Here is a 26,000-nt window from a genome sequence, read left to right as displayed (position 1 = left end):
TGTGGTCATGGCAAAGAAACCCCGCAACGCTGCCTTTATCGAAGACCCGCTCTGGTACAAGGATGCGGTGATTTACCAGGTCCACGTGAAGTCGTTTTTCGATTCCAACGACGATGGCATCGGTGACTTTCCCGGTCTGATCGCCAAGCTCGACTACATTGCCGACCTGGGCGTCAACACCATCTGGCTGCTGCCGTTCTACCCGTCGCCGCGTCGCGACGATGGCTATGACATCTCGGAGTACCGTGGCGTGCACAGCGACTACGGCACCATGGCCGATGCGAAGAAGTTCATCGCCGAGGCGCACAAGCGCGGCTTGCGCGTGATTACCGAGCTGGTCATCAACCACACCTCGGACCAGCACGCGTGGTTCCAGCGAGCGCGGCATGCCAAGAAAGGCTCCAAGGCTCGGGATTTCTACGTCTGGTCCGATGACCCGCAGAAATACGACGGCACCCGGATCATCTTTCTCGACACCGAGAAGTCCAACTGGACCTGGGATCCGGTCGCCGAGCAGTACTTCTGGCACCGTTTCTATTCCCACCAGCCGGACCTGAACTTCGACAATCCGCAAGTCATGAAAGCGGTGATCGAGGTGATGCGCTACTGGCTGGACATGGGCATCGACGGCCTGCGTCTGGACGCGATTCCGTACCTGATCGAGCGCGACGGCACCAACAACGAAAACCTGCCGGAGACCCATCAGGTCCTCAAGCAGATCCGTGCCGAAATCGACGCCAACTACCCCGACCGCATGCTGCTGGCCGAAGCCAACCAGTGGCCGGAAGACACCCAGCTGTATTTCGGCGATCGCAAGGGCAAGGACGGCGACGAATGCCACATGGCGTTTCACTTCCCGCTGATGCCGCGCATGTACATGGCGGTGGCCCAGGAAGACCGTTTCCCGATCACCGACATCCTGCGCCAGACCCCGGAAATTCCGGAGAACTGTCAGTGGGCGATCTTCCTGCGCAACCACGATGAACTGACGCTGGAAATGGTCACCGACCGCGAGCGTGATTACCTGTGGAATTACTACGCCTCGGACCGCCGCGCGCGGATCAACCTGGGCATTCGTCGTCGCCTGGCGCCGCTGCTGGAACGTGACCGCCGCCGCGTCGAGCTGCTGAACAGCATGCTGCTGTCCATGCCCGGCACGCCGACCCTGTATTACGGCGACGAAATCGGCATGGGCGACAACATCTACCTCGGCGACCGCGACGGTGTGCGCACGCCGATGCAGTGGTCGATCGACCGCAACGGCGGCTTTTCCCGCGCCAACCCGGCGAGCCTGGTGCTGCCGCCGATCATGGACCCGCTGTACGGGTATCAATCGGTCAACGTCGAAGCGCAGGATCACGACCCGCATTCGCTGCTGAACTGGACCCGGCGCATGCTCGCCGTGCGCAGGCAGCAGAAAGCCTTTGGCCGCGGCACCCTGAAAATGCTCTCGCCGAGCAACCGCCGCATCCTGGCCTATACCCGCGAGTACACCGGCCCGGACGGCAAGACCGAAATCATCCTCTGCGTCGCCAACGTCTCGGCCGCCTCCCAGGCCGCCGAGCTTGAACTGGCGCCGTACGCCGGGACCGTTCCGGTCGAGATGCTCGGTGGCAGCGCCTTTCCACCTATTGGCCAGCTCAATTACCTGCTGACGTTGCCGCCGTATGGCTTCTACTGGTTCTTGCTGGCCGCGGAGAATCAAATGCCCAGCTGGCACGTTGAACCGGCCCAGAGCATGCCGGACTTCCCGACCCTGGTGCTCAAGCAGCGCCTGGAAGAATTGCTCGAAGAACCCCTGCGCCAGACCATGGAGCAGCAGTCGCTGTCGGTCTATCTGCCGAAACGCCGCTGGTTCGCCGGCAAGGGCACGGCCATCGACAGCATTCACATCGCCTACGCCGTGCGCTTCGGCTCCACGGTGCGGCCGGCGTTGCTGAGCGAAATCGAAGTCACCTCCGGTGGCGAAACGGTGCGCTACCAGTTGCCGTTTGGCCTGCTGCCGGAAGACGACATCAGCAGCGCCTTGCCGCAACAACTGGCTCTGTCCCGCGTGCGTCGTGGCCGCCAGGTCGGCTTGATCACCGATGCATTCACCCTCGAGCCGTTCATTCGCAACGTCATCAAAGGCATGCAGGACAACACCGTGCTGGCGACGCCGGACGGCGAGCTGCAGTTCCAGAGCACCTCGCAGCTGGCGCCGTTGGGCTTGAACGAAGACGCCGAGGTGCGTTACCTCTCGGCCGAGCAGTCCAACAGCTCGGTGGTGGTCGGCAAAAAACTCGTGCTGAAGATGATCCGCCGTGTTGCGGCAGGCACCCACCCGGAACTGGAAATGGGTGCGTACCTCACCGAAGCCGGCTATCCGCACATCTCGCCGCTGTTGGGCGCAGTCGTGCGCGTCGACGGGCAGGGCGAGAAAAACCTGCTGATGATCGCCCAGGGTTACCTGAGCAATCAGGGCGATGCGTGGGAATGGACGCAGAACAACCTCGAACGTGCCGTGCGTGATCACATGGCCCATGGTCAGTCGCCGCTGGAGCAGCAAGCCAATGCGCTGATCGAGCTGAAAGACTTCGCCGGCCTGCTCGGCCAGCGTCTGGGCGAGATGCACGTGATCCTCGGCGCGCCGACGGACAACCCGGACTTCAAGACCGAAGTCACCAGCGTTAAGGACAGCGAGGCTTCGGCCAAGAGCGTTTCGGCGCAGATCGAGCGCGCGTTGCAGCTGCTTGAGCAGCACCGCGACTCCCTGGAAGCTCAGGACCAGCAGCTCGTCACTGAACTGCTGGGCAAACGCAAGGCGCTGCTGGCCCAGGTCAAAACCCTAGCCAGACAATCGGTCGGCGGCCTCAGAATGCGCGTTCACGGCGATTTGCACCTTGGCCAAATGCTGGTGGTGAAAGGCGATGCCTACCTGATCGACTTCGAAGGCGAACCGGCGCGTCCGCTGCAGGAACGTCGGGCCAAATACAGCCCGTTCAAGGATGTCAGCGGCGTGCTGCGCTCATTCGACTACGCTGCGGCGATGGCCATGCGCAACGCGCAGAGTGCTGACACCTCGGTGCAGGCCGAAACGGCGCGCAAGCAAGTGGCCGAGACGTATTTGCTGCAGGCGCGGGAAGCCTTCCTCGACAGTTACCGCAAGGCCACCGTCGAAGTGGGTCACGACTGGAAAGATGCCAAAGGTGAGGCGGCCTCGCTGGCGCTGTTCACACTGGAAAAAGCCGCTTATGAAGTGGCCTACGAGGCCGAGAATCGGCCGACATGGTTGTCGGTTCCGCTTCAAGGCTTGCGCGGGCTTCTGGACCTGTCTGATGGAGAATCAAAATGAGTGCCTCTGACCCATTCGGTAACGGCAATCACGCAATAGTGCCCAGCGCCGTCGACCTGGACGCGTTGATCCGTGCGGAGCACCGCGACCCGTTCTCGATGCTCGGCCCCCACAGCGATGGCGCTGAAGGCCAGGTGATCCGCGCCTATCTGCCCAATGCACTGGCGGTGCGCGTGCTCTCTCGCGACGGCGAGCGTGACCTCGGCGAGCTGAGCATGACCGACAAGCCGGGCTTCTTTGCCGGGCAGTTTGCGGTGCGCGAACCCTATCTACTGAAAATCTCCTGGGCCACCGGTGAGCAAATCACCGAGGATCCGTATAGCTTCGGCGAGCAGCTCGGCGAAATGGATCTGTATCTGTTCGCCGAGGGCAACCACCGCGACCTGAGCAGCGCCTTGGGCGCACAGGTCAAGAATGTCGACGGCGTCGACGGCGTGCGTTTCTCGGTGTGGGCACCGAATGCCCGCCGTGTCTCGGTCGTCGGCGACTTCAACAGCTGGGACGGCCGCCGTCACCCGATGCGCCTGCGCCACCCGACCGGGGTGTGGGAAATCTTTATTCCTCGCATCGGCCCGGGCGAGGCGTACAAGTACGAGATCCTCGGCCAGCACGGCGTTCTGCCGCTGAAAGCCGACCCGATGGCCCTGGCGACCCAACTGCCGCCTGCCACGGCGTCGAAAGTCGCGGCGCCGCTTGCCTTTGACTGGCAGGACAATGACTGGATGCAGTCCCGGGGCGACAAGCACGACATCCACCAGCCGCTGTCGATCTACGAACTGCACGCCGGGTCGTGGAAGTGGCATCACGGTGGGGATGACGAGCCCGATCGTCCGTACAACTGGCGCGAGCTGGCCGATCATCTCATTCCTTACATCAAGGAACTGGGCTTCACCCACATCGAATTGATGCCGATCATGGAACACCCGTTCGGCGGGTCGTGGGGGTATCAGGTGCTGTCGCAATTCGCGCCAAGTGCGCGTTACGGCAAACCGGAAGACTTCGCCGCCTTTGTTGATGCCTGCCACCGCAACGACATCGGCGTGATTCTTGACTGGGTGCCTGCGCACTTCCCGACGGATGCACATGGTCTGGCCCAATTCGACGGCACTGCACTGTACGAATACGCCAACCCCCATGAAGGTTTCCATCAAGACTGGAACACGCTGATCTACAACCTGGGTCGCACCGAAGTTCATGGGTTCATGATCGCGTCCGGGTTGCATTGGCTGAAGCACTTCCACGTCGATGCGTTGCGCGTGGACGCGGTGGCTTCCATGCTGTATCGCGACTATTCCCGCAATGCCGGCGAATGGGTGCCGAACCGTTACGGCGGCCGCGAAAACCTGGAAGCCATCGACTTCCTGCGTCACCTCAATGACGTGGTGGCGATCGAAGCGCCTGGCGCGCTGGTCATCGCCGAGGAGTCGACCTCGTGGCCGGGCGTTTCCCAGCCGACCCAACAGGGCGGTCTGGGCTTCTCGTACAAATGGAACATGGGCTGGATGCACGACACGCTCAAGTACGTCGAGCAGGACCCGATCCATCGCCAGCATCACCATTCCCAGCTCAGTTTCGGTCTGGTGTATGCCTGGTCCGAGCGCTTCGTGCTGCCGATTTCCCATGACGAAGTGGTCCACGGCAAGCACTCGCTGATCGACAAGATGCCCGGCGACCGCTGGCAGAAATTTGCCAACCTGCGCGCCTACCTGTCGTTCATGTGGACGCACCCGGGCAAGAAGCTGCTGTTCATGGGCTGCGAGTTCGGCCAGTGGCGGGAATGGAACCACGACACCGAACTGGACTGGCATTTCCTCCAGTACGCCGATCACAAGGGCGTGCACACGCTGGTCAGCGACCTCAACCGGCTGTACCGCACGGAGAAGGCGCTGCACGAGCAGGACTGTCAGCCACAGGGTTTCCAGTGGGTCATCGGTGACGATGCCGGCAACAGCGTTTACGCCTACCTGCGCTGGAGCAAGGAGGGCGAGCCATTGCTGGTGGTCGCCAACCTGACGCCAGTGCCGCGTGAAGCCTATCGTGTCGGCGTGCCGTTCAGTGGCAAGTGGGCCGAGCTGTTCAACAGCGATGCCGACGTGTATGCCGGCTCCAACTTCGGCAACCATGGCGGCGTGCGCACCGAGGAGATCAAGAGTCACGGCCAGGCGTTCTCGCTGCCCTTGAATCTGCCGCCACTGGGTGTGGTGATCTTCAAACCGACCGTGGAGCAGTTGCAGCAGGAGGATTGACGCAGCTTTGCACTCCGTCGGGGTTTGTCTCGACGCTGTGCAAGAGCTGAGTAACCGCTAAGTAGAAAACCTGTGGGAGCGAGCCTGCTCGCGAATAGCGTTCTATCAGTCGACTTGATTGCCTGATGAAGCATTCGCCAGCGAACTCGCTCCCACAGTCGTTTCAGGCCTTCCGACAAGCCCCGTGGGATGTTTCCCGGACGAATGTCATCCTTCGGCACTGAACCTGACATCTTTTGAATGGTCTGTTGACCACTGCGCGCGCAGTACGCCCGGGTCATGATCATGGGCGTCGGCTGAATTCCGCCCGCGCCAGATGCCTGTTCCCGCCGTTACAGCGCGTTGTTCATCGCTGTCCCGATCAGGCGTTATTCCCTTGCATGCGGCCCGTCCATCGGCCTTCTTTTCAATTTGTCGAAGATTATCCATGCCTATTTCTCCCTCCGATGCCTCCCTTTGCTTGACCCCTGTGCCGGGCGTTCGACGCCGTTTGCTCAATGCCGGCCTGCTGACTTCGCTGTTGACCGCTGCCGTTGCCAGCCCGCTGGCCCTTGCCGAGACGACAAGCAAGGACCGCTGGGTCAGTGACACCCTCAGCACCTACGTGCGCAGCGGCCCCACCGACGGGTATCGCATCGTTGGCACCCTGAAGTCCGGGCAGAAAGTCGAGCTGATCAATACCCAGGGTGACTACAGCCAGGTGCGCGGCAGCGCCGGCGACAACGTGTGGATTCCCACCGCTGACCTGCAGGAAGTGCCGGGGCAGGCCGAGCGCTTGCCGCAACTGACGCAAAAAGCTGCTGACCTCAGCGCACAACTGAAGACCATCGACGACGACTGGAAAACCAAGGTTCAGGGCATGCAGGAAACCCTGGAGTCGCGCAAGAAGCTGGTCGACGAGCTCGAAGCCCGAACCAAGGATCTGAACGCGCAGTTGGCCAGCGCCCAGTCGGACCTGCGCACCACCCAGGCGAAACTCGGTGACGAGAACAATCAGGTGTTGATGCGTTACATGGTCTACGGCGGCAGCATCGCCGGCGCCGGTCTGCTGCTGGGCCTGATCCTCCCGTCCCTGACCAAGGGCCGCAAGCGTAACGATCGGTGGTTCTGAACCGAACCGCCCGTGCCACTTGCGGGCTGAACAGGCTTCTACTGTAGGAGCGCGCTTGCCCGCGAAGACGAAGTTACATTCACCATGTTTTCGCCTGACACACCGCGCCCACTGCAGGAGCCGGCTTGCTGGCGAACACAGTGAGTCAGTTGTCCACGCGCCGCCTGACATACCGTATTCGCCAGCAAGCCGGCTCCTACGGATTTCGATAGGGCATACAATTTTTAGCGTGCTTCCGTTCCTGGGAGCCGGCTTGCTGGCGAATGCATTCTTTCAGATCAAGGTGTGCAAAATGGCACACCGCCTTCGCGGGCAAGCGCGCTCCTACGCCCTCTGTGCAGAATCCAAATCTCAACCTGACACCCAACCCATCCCGTATCTCCGCAAAACCTGTAGGAGCGCGCTTGCCCGCGAACGCGATCTTCCAGATGACGCAGCGCAGGATGACCCACCGCATTCGCCGGCAAGCCGATATCTGCACTGCTAAATCTCAGGGAAACGCACCTTGGGCCCGGTGTTCATCTGACCGGGAGTCCCGGCAATCACTGGCAACTTTCCCCGCATGCGCTATTTTAGTGCGGGCACCTTCTGCCCACCGTTTTCCCCATCACAAGAAAAAGAGAATCCCGCCCATGAAGTTCGAACCATTCGCCCAGTCGCTCGTTGCGACGGCGCTTATCCTTGGTCTGTCCTGCGCTCACGCCGCTTCCGTGGCGCCGGCCGCCGCTGAAAACGGCATGGTCGTGACCGCCCAGCACCTGGCCACCCACGTCGGCGTGGACGTGCTCAAGTCCGGCGGTAACGCGGTGGACGCGGCCGTCGCCGTGGGCTACGCCTTGGCGGTTGTCTATCCCGCCGCCGGCAACCTGGGCGGGGGCGGCTTCATGACCATCCAGCTGGCGGACGGGCGCAAGACTTTCCTCGACTTCCGCGAAAAAGCGCCGCTGGCCGCGACTGCCAACATGTACCTGGACAAGGACGGCAACGTCGTGCCGGACCTGAGTTCCAAGGGGCACCTGGCCGTCGGCGTACCCGGCACTGTGTCCGGGATGGAAATGGCGCTCAGCAAATACGGCACCAAAAAACGCGCCGAGGTCATTGCGCCGGCGATCAAGCTCGCTGAAAACGGCTTCGCCCTGGAGCAAGGGGATGTCGACCTGCTCGGCACCGCCACCGATGAGTTCAAGGCCGACGCCAAGGACCTGGGCACGATCTTTCTGAACAAGGGCCAACCGCTGCAAGTCGGCGACACCCTCGTGCAGAAAGACCTCGCCAAAACCCTCAAGGAAATCTCCGCCAAAGGCAGCGACGGCTTCTACAAGGGCTGGGTCGCCAAGGCCATCGTCGATTCCAGCCAGGCAGGGAAGGGCATCATCACCCAGGCGGATCTGGACAAATACGCGACCCGCGAACTGGCGCCGATCGAGTGTGATTACCGCGGCTACCACGTCGTGTCGGCGCCGCCACCGAGCTCCGGTGGCGTGGTCATCTGCGAGATCATGAACATCCTCGAAGGCTATCCGATGCAGGAGCTGGGCTATCACTCCGCCCAGGGGCTGCATTATCAGATCGAGGCCATGCGTCATGCCTACGTCGACCGCAACAGCTACCTGGGTGACCCGGACTTCGTCAAGAATCCGATCAGCCATCTGCTCGACCGCGACTACGCCGCCAAGCTGCGCGCCGCCATCGAACCGCAGAAAGCCGGCATCTCCCAGAACATCAAACCCGGCGTCGCGCCCCACGAAGGCAACAACACCACGCACTATTCCATCGTCGACAAATGGGGCAACGCGGTGTCCGTCACCTACACCCTCAACGACTGGTTCGGCGCAGGGGTGATGGCGAGCAAAACTGGCGTGATCCTCAACGACGAGATGGATGACTTCACCTCCAAGGTCGGTGTGCCGAACATGTACGGCCTGATTCAGGGCGAAGCCAACGCCATCGCGCCGGGCAAGTCGCCGTTGTCATCGATGAGCCCGACCATTGTCACCAAGGACGGCAAGACCGTGATGGTCGTTGGCACGCCGGGCGGCAGCCGCATTATCACCGCCACTCTGCTGACCATGCTCAACGTCATCGACTACGGCATGAACATTCAGGAGGCGGTCGATGCGCCACGCTTCCACCAGCAGTGGATGCCGGAAACCACCAACCTGGAAACCTTCGCTGTCAGCCCTGACACCCAGAAGATCCTCGAAAGCTGGGGCCATAAGTTTGCAGGTCCCCAGGACGCCAACCACCTGGCCGCCATCCTCGTCGGCGCGCCGTCCCTGGGTGGGAAGCCAGTGGGTAACAACCGCTTTTACGGGGCCAACGATCCACGGCGCAGCACCGGTTTGTCGCTGGGCTATTGATCCAGACGGGAAACGCTTCACCGGACGGGGCAGGGTGCTCGCGTCCGGTGAGGTGTGCTGCGGTGCTTCTCAGACAGGACCCTGCGCGCGATGTTGATTGCGCGTAGGCCGCTCCGAAGTGTTATGTTATAACTCGCTTTTGCAGGCCGTCCACAGGCCTGTCGGTTATCGCGCTTCGAGAGTTCACCGCGTATGCAAACCCTGTCTGTCCCCTTGCAATCTCCCGCCACGTCTATCGCCCATCCCGGCCGCCTGCAATCGATCGATGCCCTGCGTGGGCTGATCATCATCTTCATGCTGCTGGATCACGTGCGCGAGACCTTCTTTCTGCACCATCAGGTCAGCGACCCGATGGACGTCGCTCACACCAGCGTCGATCTGTTCATCAGCCGCACCCTCGCGCATTTCTGCGCGCCGCTGTTCGTGTTTCTCACCGGGCTTTCGGCCTGGCTGTATGGCGAGCGGCACGCGGGCAAAGGCGCGGTGGCAGGCTTTCTGTTCAAGCGCGGGCTGGTGTTGATCGCCCTGGAACTGACGCTGGTGAACTTCGCCTGGACGTTCCAGTTTCCGCCGACGGTGATCTACCTGCAGGTCATTTGGGCGATTGGCCTGAGCATGATTGCGCTGTCAGCGATGGTGGTATTGCCGCGCGGTGTGCTGGCGGCGCTTGGGCTGGGGATCATCGCCGGGCATAACCTGCTGGACGACGTGCATTTTGCCGCGGGCTCGGCGATGCACATTCCGTGGGCGATTCTCCATGACCGCGGCTGGATCGAGGTCGGCGACAGCTTGCGCTTGCGCACCTCGTACCCGCTGCTGCCGTGGATCGGCGTGATTGCCGTGGGTTACGCCGCCGGGCCGTGGTTTGGCCGCGACGCAAATGCAGAAAAGCGCGAGATCAACCTGATTGCCTGGGGGTTTGGCGCCCTCACACTGTTTCTTGCATTGCGCGGCATCAATGGCTATGGCGAGAAGCCGTGGGTGGAGGGTGACACCACGGCGCAGACCCTCATGAGCGTACTCAACGTCACCAAATACCCGCCGTCGTTGCTGTTCATCAGCCTGACCCTGGGCGTCGGCTTGCTGGTGCTGGCCTGGCTTGAGCGTCAACAGGGCCGGGCATGGCTGCGACCGCTGGTGACTTTTGGCGCGGCGCCGATGTTTTTCTATCTGCTGCACTTGTATGTGCTGAAGCTGCTGTATGTCGGCGCGGTCGCGATCTGGGGCACCACCCAAGGCCAGTACTTCGGGTTCACCTCGGTACTGGGCCTGTGGGGCTGCGCCGCTGTGCTGACCGTCGTGCTATGGCCGGCGGTGAACTGGTTCGCGGCGCTCAAGGCGCGACGCCGGGACATCGCCTGGCTGAAGTACTTCTGAGCACGGCCATGCAGGACCGGCTTTGGCCGGGAAGGCGTCAGGCGAGGCGCAGGCTGCGTTCCATACGCGCCAGGCCTTCTTCCAGCATCGGCCGCGGGCAGCCGAAGTTCAGGCGCACGAACTGGCCGCAGTCGTCGCCGAATTCCAGGCCGTCGCTGAGCGCGACTTTGGCGTGTTCGAGGAAGAACTGCTGTGGGTTTTCCAGCCCCAGGCCGGAGCAATCCAGCCACGCCAGATAGGTGCTCTGGGGCAGGTGCATCGTGATCCCCGGGAAACGGTTTTTGATGGCCACGGCCAGGTAATCGCGGTTGTCCTGCAGATACGCCACGACCTGTTCCAGCCAGGGAGCGCCTTCGCGATAGGCTACTTCGGTGGCCTCCAGGCCCAGGGCGTTGACGCTGTCCACCAGCCCCAGCCGTCCGGCATTGAACCGCTGGCGCAGTTCGGCGTTCTGCACAACGGCAAACGCGGTTTTCAGACCGGCGATGTTCCAGGCTTTGCTCGCCGACATCAGCGTCACGCTGCGCGCCGCGATCTCCGGGCTCAGGGAAGCAATCGGCGTGTGCTGGCGACCGTCGAACAGCAGGTCGGCGTGGATTTCATCGGAAATGATCAGCGCCTTGCGCCGCACACAGGCCTCCCCGATGGCGAGCAATTCGTCGCGTTCGAACACCTTGCCCAGCGGGTTGTGGGGATTGCTCAGCAACAGCGCGCCATGGTCGGGCAAGGCGCGTTCCAGCGCCGCAATGTCGGTGGGGTATTCACCCTGGGCGTTGGCATGGAAGGGCAGATCGATGCGCGGCAGCTTCCAGTTGGCCGGCGCATGCAGAAGCGGCGAGTAGTTGGGCGTCTGCACCAGCACCGCACTGGACGGCGAGACCAGTGCATGCAGCGCCATGTTCACGCCGGGCTCGACCCCGGGGAGAAACACCAGATCCTGCGCTTCGATCTGCCAGCCGTAGCGCTCGGCCAGATGCTTGACCAGGGTCTCGCGCAGCGCCTGCTGGGGCACGGAATAGCCCAGCAGCGGGTGCTCCAGCCGGTTCTTCAGCGCCTGCACAATGGGCGCGGCCACAGGGAAATCCATGTCCGCCACCCACATCGGCAGCACGTCTTCAGGGTACTGGCTCCACTTTTTGCTGCCCGTGTTCAAGCGCTGAAAAACGTTGTTCAGATCCATGGTCTGGCCTGTCCTGGTCGAAAAAAAGGGGGATTGTGCCAGAGATTGGCGGGTTGAGTTTGATGCCGATTTTGAGCTTGTAGGATTAGTCCGTAAATGCCGCTGGAACCGTCTCCTTCGTGTCTCCCCCTCTGGAGTCACACTTTGAAATGCCTCATCTTCGCCCGCCTCAGCCCTCTCTCATGGACGAGTTGATCCGGTCTTCTGCAGACCGCTCAGGGGCGCTTTCTCCTGCCAGGGACGCTCATTCATGATCACCGCATTGCCGCCTTTCTTCGATCACAGTCGCCACACACTGGTTATTCATCGTCTGCCCTTTGCACACATAACCCATCGACTACTCACAGCCATCGAAACTGATCGGGAGCCGCCACTTGATGCACAGGCCGAGATCAAGCTCTTCGAGGAACAGATGACAAAGCATGGCAGCACCTCGCCGAAAGATGAATATGAGCGGAATGACCTGTTTCTTAAAATGCATAAGCAAATAGATGCGGCATTGGAGGCGACAGTTCAGGCGGAGGGTGGGATTGAAGCGTTGCAGCGGCTTGACATTGTTGTTAGTGCGTCGAGAGTCTAGTATGAGTAGAGAAGGTTTGGGTTTGAAAGTATTGCTGCCTAGTGTTGCTACGGTTCTCCTCCATCAGTGGTTGTGCGAAAGACTATAGCATGGCGCCGTCACCTGGCGGCGAGCAAGTCAAGACTGCTATTAAGGTCTCCCAGGAATTAGAACTAACCCCCCTGAGGGTGATGTATAGATCAGCGATCTGCGAACGTGTCACCCATGACGGAGATGGACGACCCGAGAAGCTCGAAGGTTACAACTCGACTGATGTGAAATTGTCCCCCCAAAACAACGGTAGACTCTATGAGGCAAATTTATTGATAAACGGCGGTGGGCCCTGTGAGTGGCGTTTAAGCAATGTTTTATTTGAGGTGAGCTATCGCGGGCCTAACCGTTTTGGAGAAAACGTGGGCTCAGGAGGGGGCGGTGGAGTAATTGTGATATTTGACCACAACGATGCACAGCGTCGGACATCTGGTTTGGTGAAAGTTAAAGGAACAGACCTTACTATCATCAAGGACTATTACCCTTGGGTGAAAGATAGTTACTCGGGCGGGTATATCAAGCGAGCGGGTCTGGCAGGCGAGGCGAGAAGTCATCTAACCTACGAGGCCCGTGAAGCCCGGAGCGTGTATTTCGAGGCGGTGTTACATTCTGACTATGTGGTGTCATCGACAGCACCAGAAAAACACAAGGTTGGTGAATTTATTACGTTTAAATACCCGGACGGAACAGTAGAGTCAGATCGGAGTTCAGAGCCCAACTTTAAAAAAAATGCAGGAAATTCGTCTGAAGGCGGAAGCAAAGAAATGAAGAGGTTTACTGGAAACAGGCGCCGGGCGGAGTCGTGATCGTGTGGGCGGGAGAAGCGTGTTTGGACTTCCGGGAAATCGGCCGCTTTCAGGGCGACATCGAACCTCGCGGCCCTTATCTGAACGATAAAGGGCTTTACTAAAGAGCTCCCAATCCAGAAGCGCAAACCTGGATAGACCAACACGGCATTCCTTATGGAAGTTGGTAATTCGATTGTCAACGTTCCAAGGGCGCCGCTTGCGAGTTAAATCGTCCACACCGTCAAACGCCGCCACGATCGCGTTGGCTGATACAACGTATTCGCCAGCAAGCCGGCTCCTACAGTCAGGGGCACTTCGAAACAGTTGGCAGTGCCGAGCAGCTTATAACCCATCACTGTAGACAGATAATTACTTAATCAAACTGACCGAGCGTGTTCACAACTATGAAAGACATCATCCGCCTAGGCGACCTCACCACCCACGGCGGCGTCGTGCTTCAGGCCTTCCCGCACACCGACCTCAACGCCAAGCCCATCGCGGGGGTAGGCCACAGCGTGAGCTGCCCCTTATGCAAAGGTATTTTCCCCATCGCCGAGGGCAGCGGCACCTATACCGTGGACGGAATCCCGGTTGCCCTGGACGGTATGAAGACCGCGTGTGGTGCGGCCCTTATCGCCAGCGGGCCGAAGGGCGCCGTCATACGTTGATGACACCTGCGCCGGCCCACTAGCGGCCCGCAGAATCTCGTCGTGACAATCGACGGCGCAATGCCGTCGATGCAAGTCCAGATATGGCTTCATTCAGATAGCTTACGGTCGAGAAATTGAATTCGTCTGGCTGTGGATGAAAACAACAGACCGCCTGTCGGGACACGCGCCGCCATTATTAAACTTCCAGCATTAAACCATTGGTCGGATCCAATCTTGCTTTCCTGAATTACAGCTTCAGGGCTCTCTCTTTAACTCTGTGCGTTCTGCTTAGTTGACCGATCGCCGCACTAAAACGCTGAACTTGTCGTTAACGATCCTGATATCAAATTAGCCTGAGAAGGGAGTAACACTATGTTCCTGCACAACAAACGTCTTCAATACACGGTTCGCGTCGCCGAGCCTAATCCGGGTCTGGCCAATCTGCTTCTGGAGCAGTTTGGTGGCGCCCAGGGCGAGCTGGCTGCGGCCACTCGTTACTTTACCCAGGCACTGGCTGAAGAAGATCCAGGTCGCAAGGACCTGTTGCTGGACATCGCCACCGAGGAGCTGAGCCACCTTGAGATCATCGGCTCGATCATCGTGATGCTCAACAAGGGTGCCAAAGGCAAACTGGCTGAAGGCGTTCAAGCCGAAGGCGAGCTGTACCGTGACATCAACGGTGCCGGCAATGATTCGCATATCACCAGCCTGCTGTACGGCGGTGGTGCACCGCTGGTCAACTCCGCTGGCGTGCCATGGACGGCGGCCTACATCGACACCATCGGAGAGCCGACGGCAGACTTCCGTTCGAACATCGCTGCCGAAGCACGGGCAAAGATCGTCTATGAGCGGCTGATGAACGTGACCACCGATCCAGGCATCAAGGACGCGCTGGGCTTCCTGATGACCCGTGAAATCGCGCATCAGATTTCCTTCGAGAAAGCCCTGCATTCGATTCAGCCGAACTTCCCGCAAGGCAAGTTGCCAGGCATGCCAGAGTTCTCCCGGACTTACTTCAGCATGTCCAACGGCGAGCCGAATGTGCGCGGGCCGTGGAACAGCGACGCGGAGTTCGAATACGTTGAAAATCCAAAGCCGGCGTTGGATGGCGGTGACGGTACCGCTTCGGTCACGCTGAGCGAGGACGATTCGGTGACGTTGACCATGATGAAAGAGCGGCTAAAGTCTGATCTGGAAGCCGACCCCATGACCGGTGCCGACCTCGGGTCGGGTCTGGCCCAGGGCAAGGCTGAGTAAACCCATAGGGGTAGGGCCGGTACGTAGCTGGCCCTGCCGACCGTGTGAACCATACGCCGTACGGCATGGAGATTTGTAATGAACACGTTATTGGAAGATTCGGCCCTCGATGAAGCCAGCGTATTGTTGAACGACGACGCGCAGCTGGATTTCACTTCATGCTTGACGCGCTTCGAAGCAGAAGCGGCAACACTGGGGCGTGGTTTCAGAACGGCGTTGTTTGTTCAGCAATTCAAAGCCGGACTGTTGCCCAAATCGGTAAAGGGAGTTGAGAGACTCCATTAAGACTTAGGGTATTAGTGGGCGGGCCACACGCGCTTCAGCGCAGCCGGATTGTTTCATCACGCTATTGCCTCATCGATTTTGCCCGCTAACGCGGGCTTTTTTTTGCCTCTGCGCAGGGTCCGGTATTGGATCCCTGTGCAGCAGCCACACGGCCCGAAATTCGCAACGTTGCGAGGCGCTGGACTGATCCGCGATTACCCGCCAATGTATTGGCATTCGCGCGTGAGCAATGCGTAATTTCAGGCCTGATGCACATCAGGAGAGGGAGCAGATTTGAATCAGCTAAAACGCCTTGAAAGCGGGATCAAGGGCTTCGACGCACTGCTCAAAGGAGGCCTTGTTGCGGGAGCGTCATACATCATTCAAGGGCGGCCGGGGTCGGGCAAGACGATCCTCGCCAACCAGCTGGGGTTCAACCACGTCCGGCAAAACGGCCGCGTGCTGTTCGCGACATTGCTCGCCGAACCTCACGACCGTCTGTTTCATTTCCTCTCGACCCTGGACTTCTTCGATCGCGGGGCAGTGGGCAAGAGCATCCAGTTCGTCAGTGCGTTCGACACCCTCGAAAACGACGGCCTTGACGAAGTCGTGAAGCTGCTGCGCCGTGAGATCAGCCGCCAGCACTCCAGCCTGCTGATACTGGACGGCCTGCTCAACGCGCGCTCCAGGGCAGAATCCCCTCTGGACACCAAACAGTTCATCTCCGAGCTGCAGGGGCATGCCGCCTTCGCCGGCTGCACGGTGCTGTTCCTCACCAGTTCGCAACTCGACGATGGCAGTCCCGAGCACACCATGGTCGATGGCGTTATCGAGATGGGCGAAGACATGGTTGGCTCGCGTACGGTGCGCCGGATCAAGATGCGCAAGACCCGGGGCAGCGGCGCAATTCCGGGCGCCCACGAGTTCGAGATCAACGAACAGGGCATTTCCATCTACCCGCGTCTGGAATGCATGCTGACCCGCACCGGTGCCATGCCCGAACCACCCGGCGCCATGTTGAGCAGTGGCATTGACGGGCTGGACGCGCACATCGGTGGCGGTCTTGTGCGGTCGTCGGTGACCCTGATCATGGGCCCTTCAGGCGCCGGGAAGACCTCGCTGGGCATTCAGTTTCTGAGCGGCTGCTCTGCGCAGGAGCCCGGGCTGTACTTCGGCTTTCATGAGTCGCCGCAACGGGCGACGAGCAAAGCGCGCTCTCTCGGAAAAGACTTCGCGGGGCTGCAGGCGTCGGGCGCGCTCCACATCGCCTGGACACCGGCCTCGGCAGGCCTGATTGACCGGGTCTGTTACGACTTGCTCGACAGGGTCGAGCGGCTGCAGATCAAGCGCGTGTTCATCGACAGTCTTAACGCGCTGAGCCGGGCGGCCGCTGATCAGAGTCGGGTCCTGGACGTTCTCGACACCTTGCTCGGCGAACTTCGCGCCCGGGGCGTTACGGTCATGGCGGCATGGGAGGCGCATCGGTTATTCGATGAGCGCGCGAGCATCCCGACACCGGAGGTCTCCGGCGTGGTGGATAACCTGCTGCTCGTCCAGTTCGTACAGCATCGGACTGAACTTCAACGGCAGGTTTCGATTCTGAAGATCAGAGACAATGCCTACGATCCCTCGCCACTTGAAGTCGTGATGAGCAACGCTGGAATCACCATGAAGAAGGTCTGAGATATGCGATTCGCAACGTGGGGGTGGCCAGAGCCAGTGAGTTGCCTGATCAGGCGGCCGACCTTCGCGACATCGTGGGAAGTGCCCCAGTGATGCCGACCATTCTGATCATTGATGATGAATACCTGATTGCCGATATCCTCAGCTTCGCGCTGGAGGATGAGGGCTTCCAGACGGTGGTGGCCGGTAGCGGCCGCAAGGCGCTTGAGATTCTCGATCGCGAGCGCCCCGACCTGATCATCACCGATTTCATGATGCCCGGCATGACCGGTCTGGAGCTCGCCGAGACGATCAGGTCACGCGAGGCACACAGGTCGACGCCCATCATGCTCATGAGTGGCGCGCAGGCCTATATGGGGGCCGAGCGGCCGGATCTTTTTGATGAAGTGATCGAGAAGCCCTTCGATATCGACAAAGTCATCGACAAAATTCACGCTCTGTTTCAAGCCCGCCAATCAGCCCGCCTGTAAGGTTATCCCGGTCCACCGCTATTGCCGTTGAACGAATCGATTCAGCCTGGGGTCGATACTGATAACGCTTACGAGATGGGCAGTGCAATGAATACCTGGTACAGCAAATCGTTGGGCGAAGGCACCGTTGTCTATCGCCGCCTGCGGGCATTGAACGAACTTCGTCATCAAGTGTGTCCCGACGCGTCCTGTCCCTATTCGCTCTACATGGACGCCGTCAGCGCGGAGACGATCGTGCTGTTTGACCCTGAGCAGGTCGTGCTGGCCAGCGCCTTTGGCGCCTTGCCCTGCGGGCAGCCCCAAGTCAACGGCGTTCGCTTGATCGATCTTGAGTACAGCCCGCTGCCTGTCACTTTTCAAAGTGCGCATATCTTCAGCGCTCCACGTCGCCACACTCAACCCGGGTTCTACGCTGAATACCGTGCGTCATGAACCGTGACCTGGGCTATTAAAGTTGATAAGCGATTGAGCAGGTTTCAAAGTAAGCCGCTCAGTGGGTCGTCAGTATTGCTCACAGGAGAATCATAATGGCCGTGGCCGTCGTCAGACTGGAAGGTGAAGACATCCCCCTCGAACATCGGCAGTCGGGCGCAACTGTCCTCTTCCGAATCAAGAACGATGAGGGTGCCGTACTGTATTTCGAAGATGAAGTTGAAGCGGCGAAGTCGGCCGTTGAACTGAGCAACGCCGAGCAATCCTGAATAACCTGGATCACGAGCCGGGTTTACCGGTGTTTAGTGGTGGTTGAGCAGGCTTATTATCGCGTCGGCAAACTCTGTCGGTGCCTCTTGCGGCACGTTGTGGCCCACGCCCTTTATCACCTGCCGCCGTACCTGGCCTGCAAAGCCGCTCACTGCCGCATTGCCATCGCGTTTTGATGAGACGCCATCGTCCGCTCCCGCCAGAATGACCGTCGGCACTGTGACCGATGGCTTATGCGCAAGCCGCTCCTGAATAACGGCATAGGCGGGATCGCCCGCCACCAGCCCGAAGCGATGGCGGTACGAGTGCGTGACCACGTCGACGAAGTCAGGATTCTCGAACGCCTGCGCCGTGTCAGCGAATGTGGACTCTTCGAATGGCCACGTCGGCGACCAAAGCTTCCAGAGCAAACGGCAAAACTCACCTCGATTGGCCGCAAGGCCCGCGCGACCGCGCTCACCGTGAAGGTAATACTGGTACCACAGGCGTCGCTCCGTTTCGGGCGAAGCCGGGGTATTAGCAGCAGTGATGTCCTGAACGTTGTAGCCAGGGTCGCAACTGACCAGCCCTGTCACTCGCTCTGGCCAAAGCGCAGCCACCACACACGCGGCGCGTCCGCCCCAGTCGTAACCGGCGAGAATGGCTTGGGAAATATTCAACGCATCCAGCAGTGCCAGCAGGTCAGCGCCGAGTGCCGCCTGTTCGCCCGAGCGGGGCGTGGCTGAATCAACAAAACGGGTAGGGCCGTACCCCCTCAGGTAAGGCACGATGCAACGGCAGCCAGCCTGGACAAGTCGCGCCGACACGTCGTCATAGGCGTGGATGTCATAAGGAAATCCGTGGAGCAATACGACAACAGGGCCGTCGGCCGGGCCCACGTCGCGATAGGAAACATTCAGCACGCCAGCAACTATGTTCTTCACGGGAGGACTCCGACAGACAAAGAGAAGCGAAGCCCTGAGAAATGCCGGCCTGACGTGTGGCGGTAGGGCTGTTAACAGACTGAAATGCGGTGCGGGCCATTGCAACCCTGCAAGGGAACATCGATCGAGTCACCGATGCAGCGCAGCGGGCGCGTGCATCGGGAGGTCGACAATGGGGCGGTGCTTAATGACCCATCCCCATTGACTGGCGGATCAGGAAACCCAGGATTCGACGGTGTCGGAACCGTGTTCGGCTTTCCATTCTTTCAAGGTTTTGTGATTGCCGCCTTTGGTTTCGACGACTTCACCGGTGTGCGGGTTTTTGTAGACTTTGACGGCACGGGCTTTGCGAGTGGTCTTCTCGGGGGCGCTGGCGTTCTTGCCCTGTTTGGATCCGGTAGGGTGATCCAGAATCGAAATAATATCTTTAAGGCTCTTATTGTATTCGCCAAGCAACGTACGCAATTTTCCTTCGAATTCGATTTCCTGTTCCAGGCCTTTATCGCCTTTCATGGCCTCAAGGGCAGCGAGCTGATCGGCAAGGTGACGTTCGAGTTGGCGGTATTCAGCAAGTTTGGACATTGGAACTCCATGTTTCGGTTTGTTGATACTGACGTGCGGCGTTAGCACTGGCGAACATTGGAGCGCACGGTGATTACTGGTGTAACCGTGGACACTGTAGTGCGAGTAGGTGCATGGATGCCAGTACTAACAGCAAACTTTTCTGCCTTGCGGGCAAGGCTGACCGTTTATACGACGCCGGCCGCTTTAAACTTGCGCGGCGGTCAGGTTTCGGTCAGCGCCGCAGGCTGTAGGGCCGGGTTCAACGCAGGTTTCAATGCCAGGCCGCCAAACGAGGTGGTCGGGTCTACATAACGCAGCGCCGATTTAATGTCTTTCCAGCCGACGTAATTCATCAGGCTTTTAATATCCCAACCGTTGCCGGACGCCCAAGTTGCAAATCCTCGGCGCATTGAGTGACTGCTGTACAGGTCATCAGGCAACCCGGCGTCTTTAAAGATGCGTCGCAACATCGGCACCAGGCTGTGGGAGTTGATGGCTTCCATGGACAGGTTGCCCCAGCGGTCTATTCGGCGAAACACCGGTCCGTGGGTCAGGCCGGCCACAGTGATCCAGTTGATGTAGGCGTTGACCGGGCAGAGCGTCTTCAGCGCCGGCGTGCGAAACGTGGCGCCCTCATGCTGGCGGTCGCCTTTGGTGTATGGCAGATAAAAGCTGATGCCTTCGCCGGCCTGTGCCTGGGTGTTGCCGATGTCCAGTCTTGCCAGCTCGTCGCCACGGAACCCGCGCCAGAAGCCGATCAGCACCAGAGCGATCGAGCGTCGGTGACGCATCAATGTCTTGTGGTCGCCGCGCTGCCAGGCGGCATTGGCTTCGTTCTCCAGCCACGCCACGGCTTGCTCGAGATGACGCAGGAGCAACGGCGCCGCCTGTTTGGCCTGCGCCGGGTGGACGACGCGAATGCCCTTGAGCAGTTGCCGCACGGTGGGCGTTTTCGTCGGGTCCGGAAACCCTTGGGTCACATGCCACTGGGCCAGGGCTGCCAGACGCTGCTTCAGCGTACTGATGGCGTGCTTGTCAGCGTACTCGGCGAGGTAGCGCACGATGCCGTCGCCCGTCGTGGGCAAGTAACCTCCCCAGACCACTTCGAAATGCTCGATCGCGGCCCGGTAGCTGCGGCGCGTATTGGCGCGGGTGCCTGCTGACAGGTACCGATCTGCCTTCTCCATACCTACCTCAATCAACGTGACACAGGCGCTTTGCAGGCTTTGATGGCCGCTCACCCGTCTGAAAAGCGATAAAGCACTATTATCGGCTGCTGGCAGAAACATTTCCATACAAGGTTTTAGCTGTTAACGTAGCCTGTAATAACGTGTTACGTAACACAGTACGAAATCGTAGGAGCGGACATGGCACGTGGAGGCATCAACAAGGCGGTGGTAGAGCGCGCGCGACAGGCGTTGCTGAGCAAGGGCGCTTACCCGAGCATCGACGCGGTGCGCGTCGAACTGGGCAATACCGGTTCGAAAACCACCATCGCCCGGTACCTGAAAGAGCTGGACGCCCAGGCGCCGGCCGAAGCGTCGTCGCGGGAGCGCATGGGTGAAGAGCTCAAGGCATTGGTTGAGGGTTTGCTTGATCGGCTGACGGAGGAGGGCGCAGCGGTCGTCGCCCAGGCGCAAGCTGACTTCGATCGCCAGCGGGAAGCCTGGGAAGCTCGGGTGGAAGCCCTTGAGTCGGAGCTGAAATCAGCCCGGCACCAGTGCGAATCCCAGCACGCCGCGCTCACCGAACAGAGCGCCAGGCTGCAAACCACCCACTCCTCGTGGCAGTCGGAACTGACGCGCAATGCCGGTTTGAGCCAGCAGTGCCAGGACCTTGAGCTGCGCGTGCAGGACAAGGACCTGCAAATCCAGTCCCTCGAAGAAAAGCATGTGCACGCCCGCGCGGCGCTGGAGCATTACCGTGAGGCCATCAAGGAGCAGCGCGAGCAGGATCAGCGTCGCCACGAAGCCCAGCTTCAGCAGATCCAGCTCGAGCAGCGAAAACTGCAGGAGACGCTGGTCATCAAGCAGGATGAATCTACGCGCCTGAACCGCGACAACGAACGCTTGCTGGGCGAGATGCGCCAGCAGGCCCGGGCGCTGGCAGATCAGCAAGACCAGACCCAGCGCCTCGCCACAGAGCTTCGCACCGCGCAGATGGCCACCGCCAAAGTCGATGGCGCCCGTGAGCAGTTGCAAGAGCAACTGGCGGCTGTAAAAGCGGAAAGCAAGTCCCTGGCGAAAGCGGTGGCATTGGCCCATGAGCAACTGACGCAAGCCAATCAGCGCGTCGCTGTGTTGAGCGAAGACAACGACAGCCTGCGTGCTCAGGTGCAGCTCAACATTGCAACAGCGCCGCCGATAGAGACGTAAGCGACCTACCGGTCTTCAGCTTGCGGAACGCCATGTCAAATCAGCCCATCCCCGACGTCATCAAACCCGCCAGCCCCACGACCGTCGCCCTGGCGCGGGGCTCGCTGTTCAAGTTCGTGTTCCTGCTGGCAGGCGTTTTTCTCCTGGCGGCTTACCTGTTGGCATTCCTCGCCCATGACCTGGATCACAACGAAGAGCTTGAAAGCGCGTTCTACACCGAAAAGGCGGTGCGCTCCCTGCAAAAAACGCTGACCGTTACGGCCAGGGATTATGCGTTCTGGGGCGATGCCTACCGCTATCTGCATCTGACGGTTGACCCTGATTGGGCGTTCGTTCGCCAGAACATAGGGCCGACGCTGTACAGCGATTTTGGATTCCAAGGGGTGTTTGTCATCGATGACGCCGGCCTCACGGTGTATTCCGTGGTCGAAGGACGACTGGAAAAGGTCGATGCCGACCCGTGGCTGGGGCAGGCCAGGGACCTGCTGCTGGCCAGGGCCCGGAAAGGCGCCGAGACAGAAACCCCGATCACAACATTCATTGACTTGAGCGGCACACCCGCGCTGGTCGCCGCAGCCGCCATCACCCCCGGCACCGATCCAAGCGTCACCGCAGATGGCCGGGTGCCCTCGGTGCTGATCTTCGTCGACGTGCTCGACGACGCCAAATTGGCCGTCCTGGGCAAAGAGTACGGCGTCGATGGTCTGCACGTCGCCACGCCCGACGAGCGCGATCTGGTATCAATCTTTCCACTGGGCGAGGGCGGTGCTGCCGGGGCCTTGCACTGGACGCCCCCCAAACCGGGGCTGCGTTTGCTGACCCTCGGCCTGCCACTGATCGGTCTGGCCGCCCTGCTGGTGTGCCTGATGACCTGGGCCATACTGCGTCGCACCACCGCCGCCGCGCGCTCCCTCGATGACAGTTATGCGTCCCTGCAGAAAAGCGAAAGCGCGCTCGCCACCAGCGAGGCGCGGTTTCGCGACGTGGTCGAAGCCAGCTCGGACTGGGTCTGGGAAATCGACAGCGAAGGGCGTTTCACCTACCTCTCTGACCGCTTCGAAATCGTGACCGGTCTGGACCGCGGGCAGTGGATCGGTGCCTTGATGGACGACCTGCTGCAAACCGAGCTTGGCCAGGTGTCGCAGTGGCTGGCGATCCCCAACCGTCGCCCCGACATCACCATTCAGTGCCGCTACCTGGAGACCTGCGGTCGCGAGCGCATCAGTCGCCTCTCCGCGCGTTCGATGGCGGCAGGCGGATTCCGTGGCACGGCCACCGATGTCACCGAAGAAGTGGAAGCCCGTCGGCGCATCGAGTTTCTCTCCCAGCACGACGCCCTGACCGGGCTGCCCAACCGGGTCCGCTTGCAGGAGTTCCTGGACGGCAAACTGAAAGCGCTGCCCACCCTCGACCAGCCGCTGGTGATGCTGAGCATCGATCTGGACCGCTTCAAGCCGGTGAATGACCTGCTCGGCCACGCCGCCGGCGACCGCGTACTCAATGACGTATCCAGTCGTCTGTCCGATTGCGTGCGCCATGGCGACCTGGTCGCGCGGGTAGGCGGCGACGAATTCGTGCTGATCCTCAGCGACACCCCGAACCAGGACGAAGTCGAGGCGTTGTGCCGGCGGCTGATCGAGTCCATCGAGCGCCCGGTGCAGATTGACGATCAGGAAATATTCGTCAGCGCCAGCATTGGCATCGCCATGGCGCCCACCGATGCGCGCGAGGCCGCCGAACTGCTGCGCTACGCCGACATTGCGCTGTACGAGGCCAAGGCCAGCGGTCGCGGCACCTGGCGGTTTTACGCAGGCGACATGAACGCCAGAATCATCGAGCGCCGGCGGCTGGAGAGTGACCTGCGCTATGCGATCAAACACAACGAGCTGCGCCTGCATTTCCAGCCGCGCTTTCGTTTGTCCGACGGCCAAATGGTCGGCGCCGAAGCGCTGGTGCGTTGGCAGCATCCCCAGCGCGGCCTGATTCCCCCGGACACCTTCATTCCCATCGCTGAAGAAAGTGGTCTGATCATCCCCCTCAGCGACTGGGTCATGAACCAGGCGTGCAGAGAAGCCGCGCGCTGGCCGACACACCTGTTCGTCTCCATCAACCTGTCGCCTGCCGAATTCAAGCGCGGCAATTTGCCCGCGCGTGTTCAAGCGGCCCTCAAGGCCACCGGCATCGAACCGTCGCGGGTCGAACTGGAAATCACCGAAGGCGTGGTGATCGAAGATGCTGTCGGCGCGCTGGACGTCATGCGGACGCTGAAGCAGTTGGGGGTGCGCATCGCCATGGACGACTTCGGCACCGGGTATTCGTCGTTGAGTTACCTGCGCACGTTCCCCTTCGACGGATTGAAGATCGACCGCAGCTTCCTGACCCGCCTCAGCGAAAGCGAAGGTGATCGCTCCATCGTGCAGGCCATCGTCGGGCTGGGGCGGGCGCTGTCACTCACGGTTACGGCCGAGGGCATCGAAACCGCCGAGCATCTGCAATTGCTCAAGTCAGTGCAGTGCGATGAGGGTCAGGGCTATTTCTTGAGTCTTCCGCTGACCACCTCGGACTTTCACGCGCTGTTGGCGGCGAGAAATACGGCGGCGGTGGGCACAAACGTATAAAGTGCGCGCGCTGTTCCGGCAGCGCTTTTTCCATCACACCTGCTGCCACACCCGGCCACTGTTTATTTCTGGAGTGTTCATGAATCACCCGCGCGCTGTTTTCACCGAAGGCTCGGTGGCCCGGCACGTGTTGGTGATGTCGAGCACCAGTGCGTTGAGCCTGCTGGCGGTGTTTCTGGTGGACATCTTCACGCTGCTCTACGTCTCGATGCTTCACGATCCGTTGCTGCTCGCGGCGACAGGGGTGGCGAAGGTGCTGATCTTCCTCAACAGTGCCGTCTCCAGCGGGCTGATCATCGCCGCCGCCACGGTATTGTCCGAGCGGATCGGCCATCGCGCCTCGAAGGCGTCCTCGCGGCTGGTGACGCACTTGATGCTGATGGTGGTCCTCGCGTCCGGCGCTGCCGCGGCGTTGCAACTGGCGCTATTGGTGCCGCTCACTCGCTGGCTCGGCGCGGACGCCAGCACCTACGAAGCCGCGCGAATTTTCATCTGGCTGACCCTGCCGTTCAGCGTGCTGCAGTCGGCCATGCAGATGGCGGCGCAGATCCTGCGAACCGCCGGCGACAGCCGCCGCGCCCTGTGGGTCGTACTGTCAGGTGCGGCGACCCTGGCGCTGGCCGACCCCTTGTTCATCTTCGGTTTTGGCCTCGGGCTTGAAGGCGCGGGAATTTCCTATGCGCTGTCGGCGCTGGTGTCCCTGGGTCTGGGCATTTACTGGCTGCGGGTGCGGCTGGCGATGCCTTTCTCCATCCGTTGGCGACTGCTGCGCCTGCACACACGCAAGGTCATGCAGGTCGGCTTGCCCGCCATGGTCGGCAACCTGGCGACGCCGGTGGGCCTGACCTATCTGGTCTCGTCGATCGGCGCCTATGGCACGTCGGCGCTGGCGGCCATGGCGGTGATGGACCGCGTCATGCAGTTTGCCTACTGCGTGTTCTTTTCCCTGCCCAGCGCCCTCGCGCCGGTGCTGGGGCAGAACATCGGCGCCCATCGCCACGCCCGCGTCGCCTCAGCCATCGTGTTCAGCCGCAAACTGGTGATCATCTATGGCCTGCTGGTCTGGGCCGTGCTGCTCCTGGCGGCCAATCCGCTGGCTGACACCTACGAACTTGAAGGCACCGGGCGGGCGATCTTTCTTGCGTTCTGCCACGTCGGCGGCGGGCTGTGGGCGCTGATCGGGCTGGATTTTGTTGCGATCTCGATGTTCGTCACCTTGGGCCGACCCTGGCTGGTGGCGCTGTTCGCCTGGCTGCGGGCAACGCTGGGGACCGTGCCGTTCGTGCTGGGCGGGATTCACCTGTTCGGTGCGGCCGGTGCGTTCCCGGCCATGCTTACGGGTAACGCATTGATTGCCGTGACTTCGATTACAATCGCTTCCCTCACGGCCCGGCGGTTTTTTCAGCGCCGCAGCGATGCGCAGGCGCTTGCTTGAGCAGGCCGTGGCCGTGCTCGGTCAGGCTTCATTCGAATCAACGAGACAAGGGT

Annotated in this window: 22 protein-coding genes; 17 read left to right on the top strand and 5 right to left on the bottom strand. The window is 60.7% G+C overall.

The genetic code is table 11. The annotated features are described in order from the left end of the window. Positions 1 to 7: 7 nt before the first annotated feature. On the top strand, positions 8 to 3,334 hold the full coding sequence (gene treS, locus ACQKEN_RS06205) for a maltose alpha-D-glucosyltransferase (RefSeq protein ID WP_427684443.1): 3,327 nt from the start codon (positions 8 to 10) through the stop codon (positions 3,332 to 3,334). Then, positions 3,331 to 5,580, top strand: a complete 2,250-nt coding sequence (gene glgB / locus ACQKEN_RS06200) for a 1,4-alpha-glucan branching protein GlgB (RefSeq protein ID WP_427684441.1) — start codon at positions 3,331 to 3,333, stop codon at positions 5,578 to 5,580. Before treS ends, glgB begins: the two co-directional genes overlap by 4 nt. A 207-nt stretch (positions 5,581 to 5,787) precedes the next feature. On the opposite strand, the gene ACQKEN_RS06195 is transcribed toward glgB, so the two are convergent. After that, a complete protein-coding gene (locus ACQKEN_RS06195; RefSeq protein ID WP_427684439.1) occupies positions 5,788 to 6,009 on the bottom strand; it encodes a hypothetical protein in 222 nt (73 codons plus the stop codon). On the opposite strand from ACQKEN_RS06195, the gene ACQKEN_RS06190 reads away from it, so the two are divergent. From ACQKEN_RS06190 to ACQKEN_RS06180, 3 genes are all read left to right on the top strand, one after another. Beyond that, positions 6,008 to 6,691 carry a TIGR04211 family SH3 domain-containing protein gene (locus tag ACQKEN_RS06190; protein WP_427684438.1) on the top strand — a complete coding sequence of 228 codons (684 nt, stop codon included), beginning with the start codon at positions 6,008 to 6,010 and terminating at the stop codon, positions 6,689 to 6,691. The genes ACQKEN_RS06195 and ACQKEN_RS06190 overlap by 2 nt on opposite strands. A gap of 632 nt (positions 6,692 to 7,323) precedes the next feature. Next, positions 7,324 to 9,051, top strand: coding sequence for a gamma-glutamyltransferase (gene ggt, locus ACQKEN_RS06185; protein WP_427684436.1), 1,728 nt, complete (start codon positions 7,324 to 7,326; stop codon positions 9,049 to 9,051). A gap of 192 nt (positions 9,052 to 9,243) precedes the next feature. Continuing rightward, a complete protein-coding gene (locus ACQKEN_RS06180) occupies positions 9,244 to 10,428 on the top strand; it encodes a DUF1624 domain-containing protein (protein ID WP_427684434.1) in 1,185 nt (394 codons plus the stop codon). A gap of 37 nt (positions 10,429 to 10,465) precedes the next feature. Here the strand turns inward: ACQKEN_RS06180 and ACQKEN_RS06175 are convergent, their stop codons facing one another. Further along, positions 10,466 to 11,608, bottom strand: coding sequence for a MalY/PatB family protein (locus ACQKEN_RS06175; protein WP_427684433.1), 1,143 nt, complete (start codon positions 11,606 to 11,608; stop codon positions 10,466 to 10,468). 250 nt (positions 11,609 to 11,858) lie between these two features. Here ACQKEN_RS06175 and ACQKEN_RS06170 point away from each other — a divergent pair, with 250 nt between their 5' ends. The 9 genes from ACQKEN_RS06170 (at position 11,859) to ACQKEN_RS06130 (ending at position 18,031) form a co-directional block, all read left to right on the top strand. Continuing rightward, entirely contained in the window at positions 11,859 to 12,188 is a 330-nt protein-coding gene (locus ACQKEN_RS06170) for a hypothetical protein (RefSeq protein ID WP_427684431.1), read from the top strand. A gap of 89 nt (positions 12,189 to 12,277) precedes the next feature. Further along, the gene (locus ACQKEN_RS06165; protein ID WP_427684430.1) at positions 12,278 to 13,024 is read left to right on the top strand and encodes a hypothetical protein; all 747 of its coding nucleotides are present in this window, start codon (positions 12,278 to 12,280) and stop codon (positions 13,022 to 13,024) included. Positions 13,025 to 13,410: 386 nt separating this feature from the next. Continuing rightward, on the top strand, positions 13,411 to 13,674 hold the full coding sequence (locus ACQKEN_RS06160) for a PAAR domain-containing protein (protein ID WP_427684588.1): 264 nt from the start codon (positions 13,411 to 13,413) through the stop codon (positions 13,672 to 13,674). Between the two features lie 354 nt (positions 13,675 to 14,028). Further along, positions 14,029 to 14,913 carry a manganese catalase family protein gene (locus ACQKEN_RS06155; protein ID WP_427684428.1) on the top strand — a complete coding sequence of 295 codons (885 nt, stop codon included), beginning with the start codon at positions 14,029 to 14,031 and terminating at the stop codon, positions 14,911 to 14,913. 78 nt (positions 14,914 to 14,991) lie between these two features. After that, positions 14,992 to 15,198 carry a hypothetical protein gene (locus ACQKEN_RS06150; protein WP_427684427.1) on the top strand — a complete coding sequence of 69 codons (207 nt, stop codon included), beginning with the start codon at positions 14,992 to 14,994 and terminating at the stop codon, positions 15,196 to 15,198. A 273-nt stretch (positions 15,199 to 15,471) separates the two neighbouring features. Beyond that, on the top strand, positions 15,472 to 16,860 hold the full coding sequence (locus tag ACQKEN_RS06145; RefSeq protein WP_427684425.1) for an ATPase domain-containing protein: 1,389 nt from the start codon (positions 15,472 to 15,474) through the stop codon (positions 16,858 to 16,860). A 92-nt stretch (positions 16,861 to 16,952) separates the two neighbouring features. Further along, positions 16,953 to 17,330 (top strand): response regulator, encoded by a 378-nt coding sequence (locus tag ACQKEN_RS06140; RefSeq protein ID WP_427684424.1) that lies wholly within the window; start codon positions 16,953 to 16,955, stop codon positions 17,328 to 17,330. 27 nt (positions 17,331 to 17,357) lie between these two features. Next, positions 17,358 to 17,762 (top strand): hypothetical protein, encoded by a 405-nt coding sequence (locus ACQKEN_RS06135; protein WP_427684422.1) that lies wholly within the window; start codon positions 17,358 to 17,360, stop codon positions 17,760 to 17,762. A gap of 95 nt (positions 17,763 to 17,857) precedes the next feature. Further along, on the top strand, positions 17,858 to 18,031 hold the full coding sequence (locus ACQKEN_RS06130) for a hypothetical protein (protein ID WP_427684420.1): 174 nt from the start codon (positions 17,858 to 17,860) through the stop codon (positions 18,029 to 18,031). 33 nt (positions 18,032 to 18,064) lie between these two features. On the opposite strand, the gene ACQKEN_RS06125 is transcribed toward ACQKEN_RS06130, so the two are convergent. The 3 genes from ACQKEN_RS06125 to ACQKEN_RS06115 form a co-directional block, all read right to left on the bottom strand. Then, positions 18,065 to 18,934 (bottom strand): alpha/beta fold hydrolase, encoded by an 870-nt coding sequence (locus tag ACQKEN_RS06125; RefSeq protein ID WP_427684418.1) that lies wholly within the window; start codon positions 18,932 to 18,934, stop codon positions 18,065 to 18,067. 234 nt (positions 18,935 to 19,168) lie between these two features. Then, the gene (locus tag ACQKEN_RS06120) at positions 19,169 to 19,537 is read right to left on the bottom strand and encodes a histone-like nucleoid-structuring protein, MvaT/MvaU family (protein WP_065990779.1); all 369 of its coding nucleotides are present in this window, start codon (positions 19,535 to 19,537) and stop codon (positions 19,169 to 19,171) included. Positions 19,538 to 19,740: 203 nt separating this feature from the next. Then, positions 19,741 to 20,706, bottom strand: a complete 966-nt coding sequence (locus tag ACQKEN_RS06115; RefSeq protein ID WP_427684417.1) for a tyrosine-type recombinase/integrase — start codon at positions 20,704 to 20,706, stop codon at positions 19,741 to 19,743. A 180-nt stretch (positions 20,707 to 20,886) separates the two neighbouring features. On the opposite strand from ACQKEN_RS06115, the gene ACQKEN_RS06110 reads away from it, so the two are divergent. The 3 genes from ACQKEN_RS06110 (at position 20,887) to ACQKEN_RS06100 (ending at position 25,947) form a co-directional block, all read left to right on the top strand. After that, positions 20,887 to 21,894 (top strand): DNA-binding protein, encoded by a 1,008-nt coding sequence (locus ACQKEN_RS06110; RefSeq protein ID WP_427684415.1) that lies wholly within the window; start codon positions 20,887 to 20,889, stop codon positions 21,892 to 21,894. 32 nt (positions 21,895 to 21,926) lie between these two features. Next, the gene (locus ACQKEN_RS06105; RefSeq protein ID WP_427684413.1) at positions 21,927 to 24,512 is read left to right on the top strand and encodes a bifunctional diguanylate cyclase/phosphodiesterase; all 2,586 of its coding nucleotides are present in this window, start codon (positions 21,927 to 21,929) and stop codon (positions 24,510 to 24,512) included. A 79-nt stretch (positions 24,513 to 24,591) separates the two neighbouring features. Further along, a complete protein-coding gene (locus ACQKEN_RS06100) occupies positions 24,592 to 25,947 on the top strand; it encodes an MATE family efflux transporter (protein WP_427684411.1) in 1,356 nt (451 codons plus the stop codon). The last annotated feature ends 53 nt before the right edge of the window (positions 25,948 to 26,000 follow it).

This window comes from Pseudomonas sp. NPDC078416 (assembly GCF_050268485.1).
Lineage (GTDB): Bacteria > Pseudomonadota > Gammaproteobacteria > Pseudomonadales > Pseudomonadaceae > Aquipseudomonas.
The sequence above is the reverse complement of the archived record's forward strand: the minus strand, read 5'-3'. Positions and strand labels throughout refer to the sequence as shown.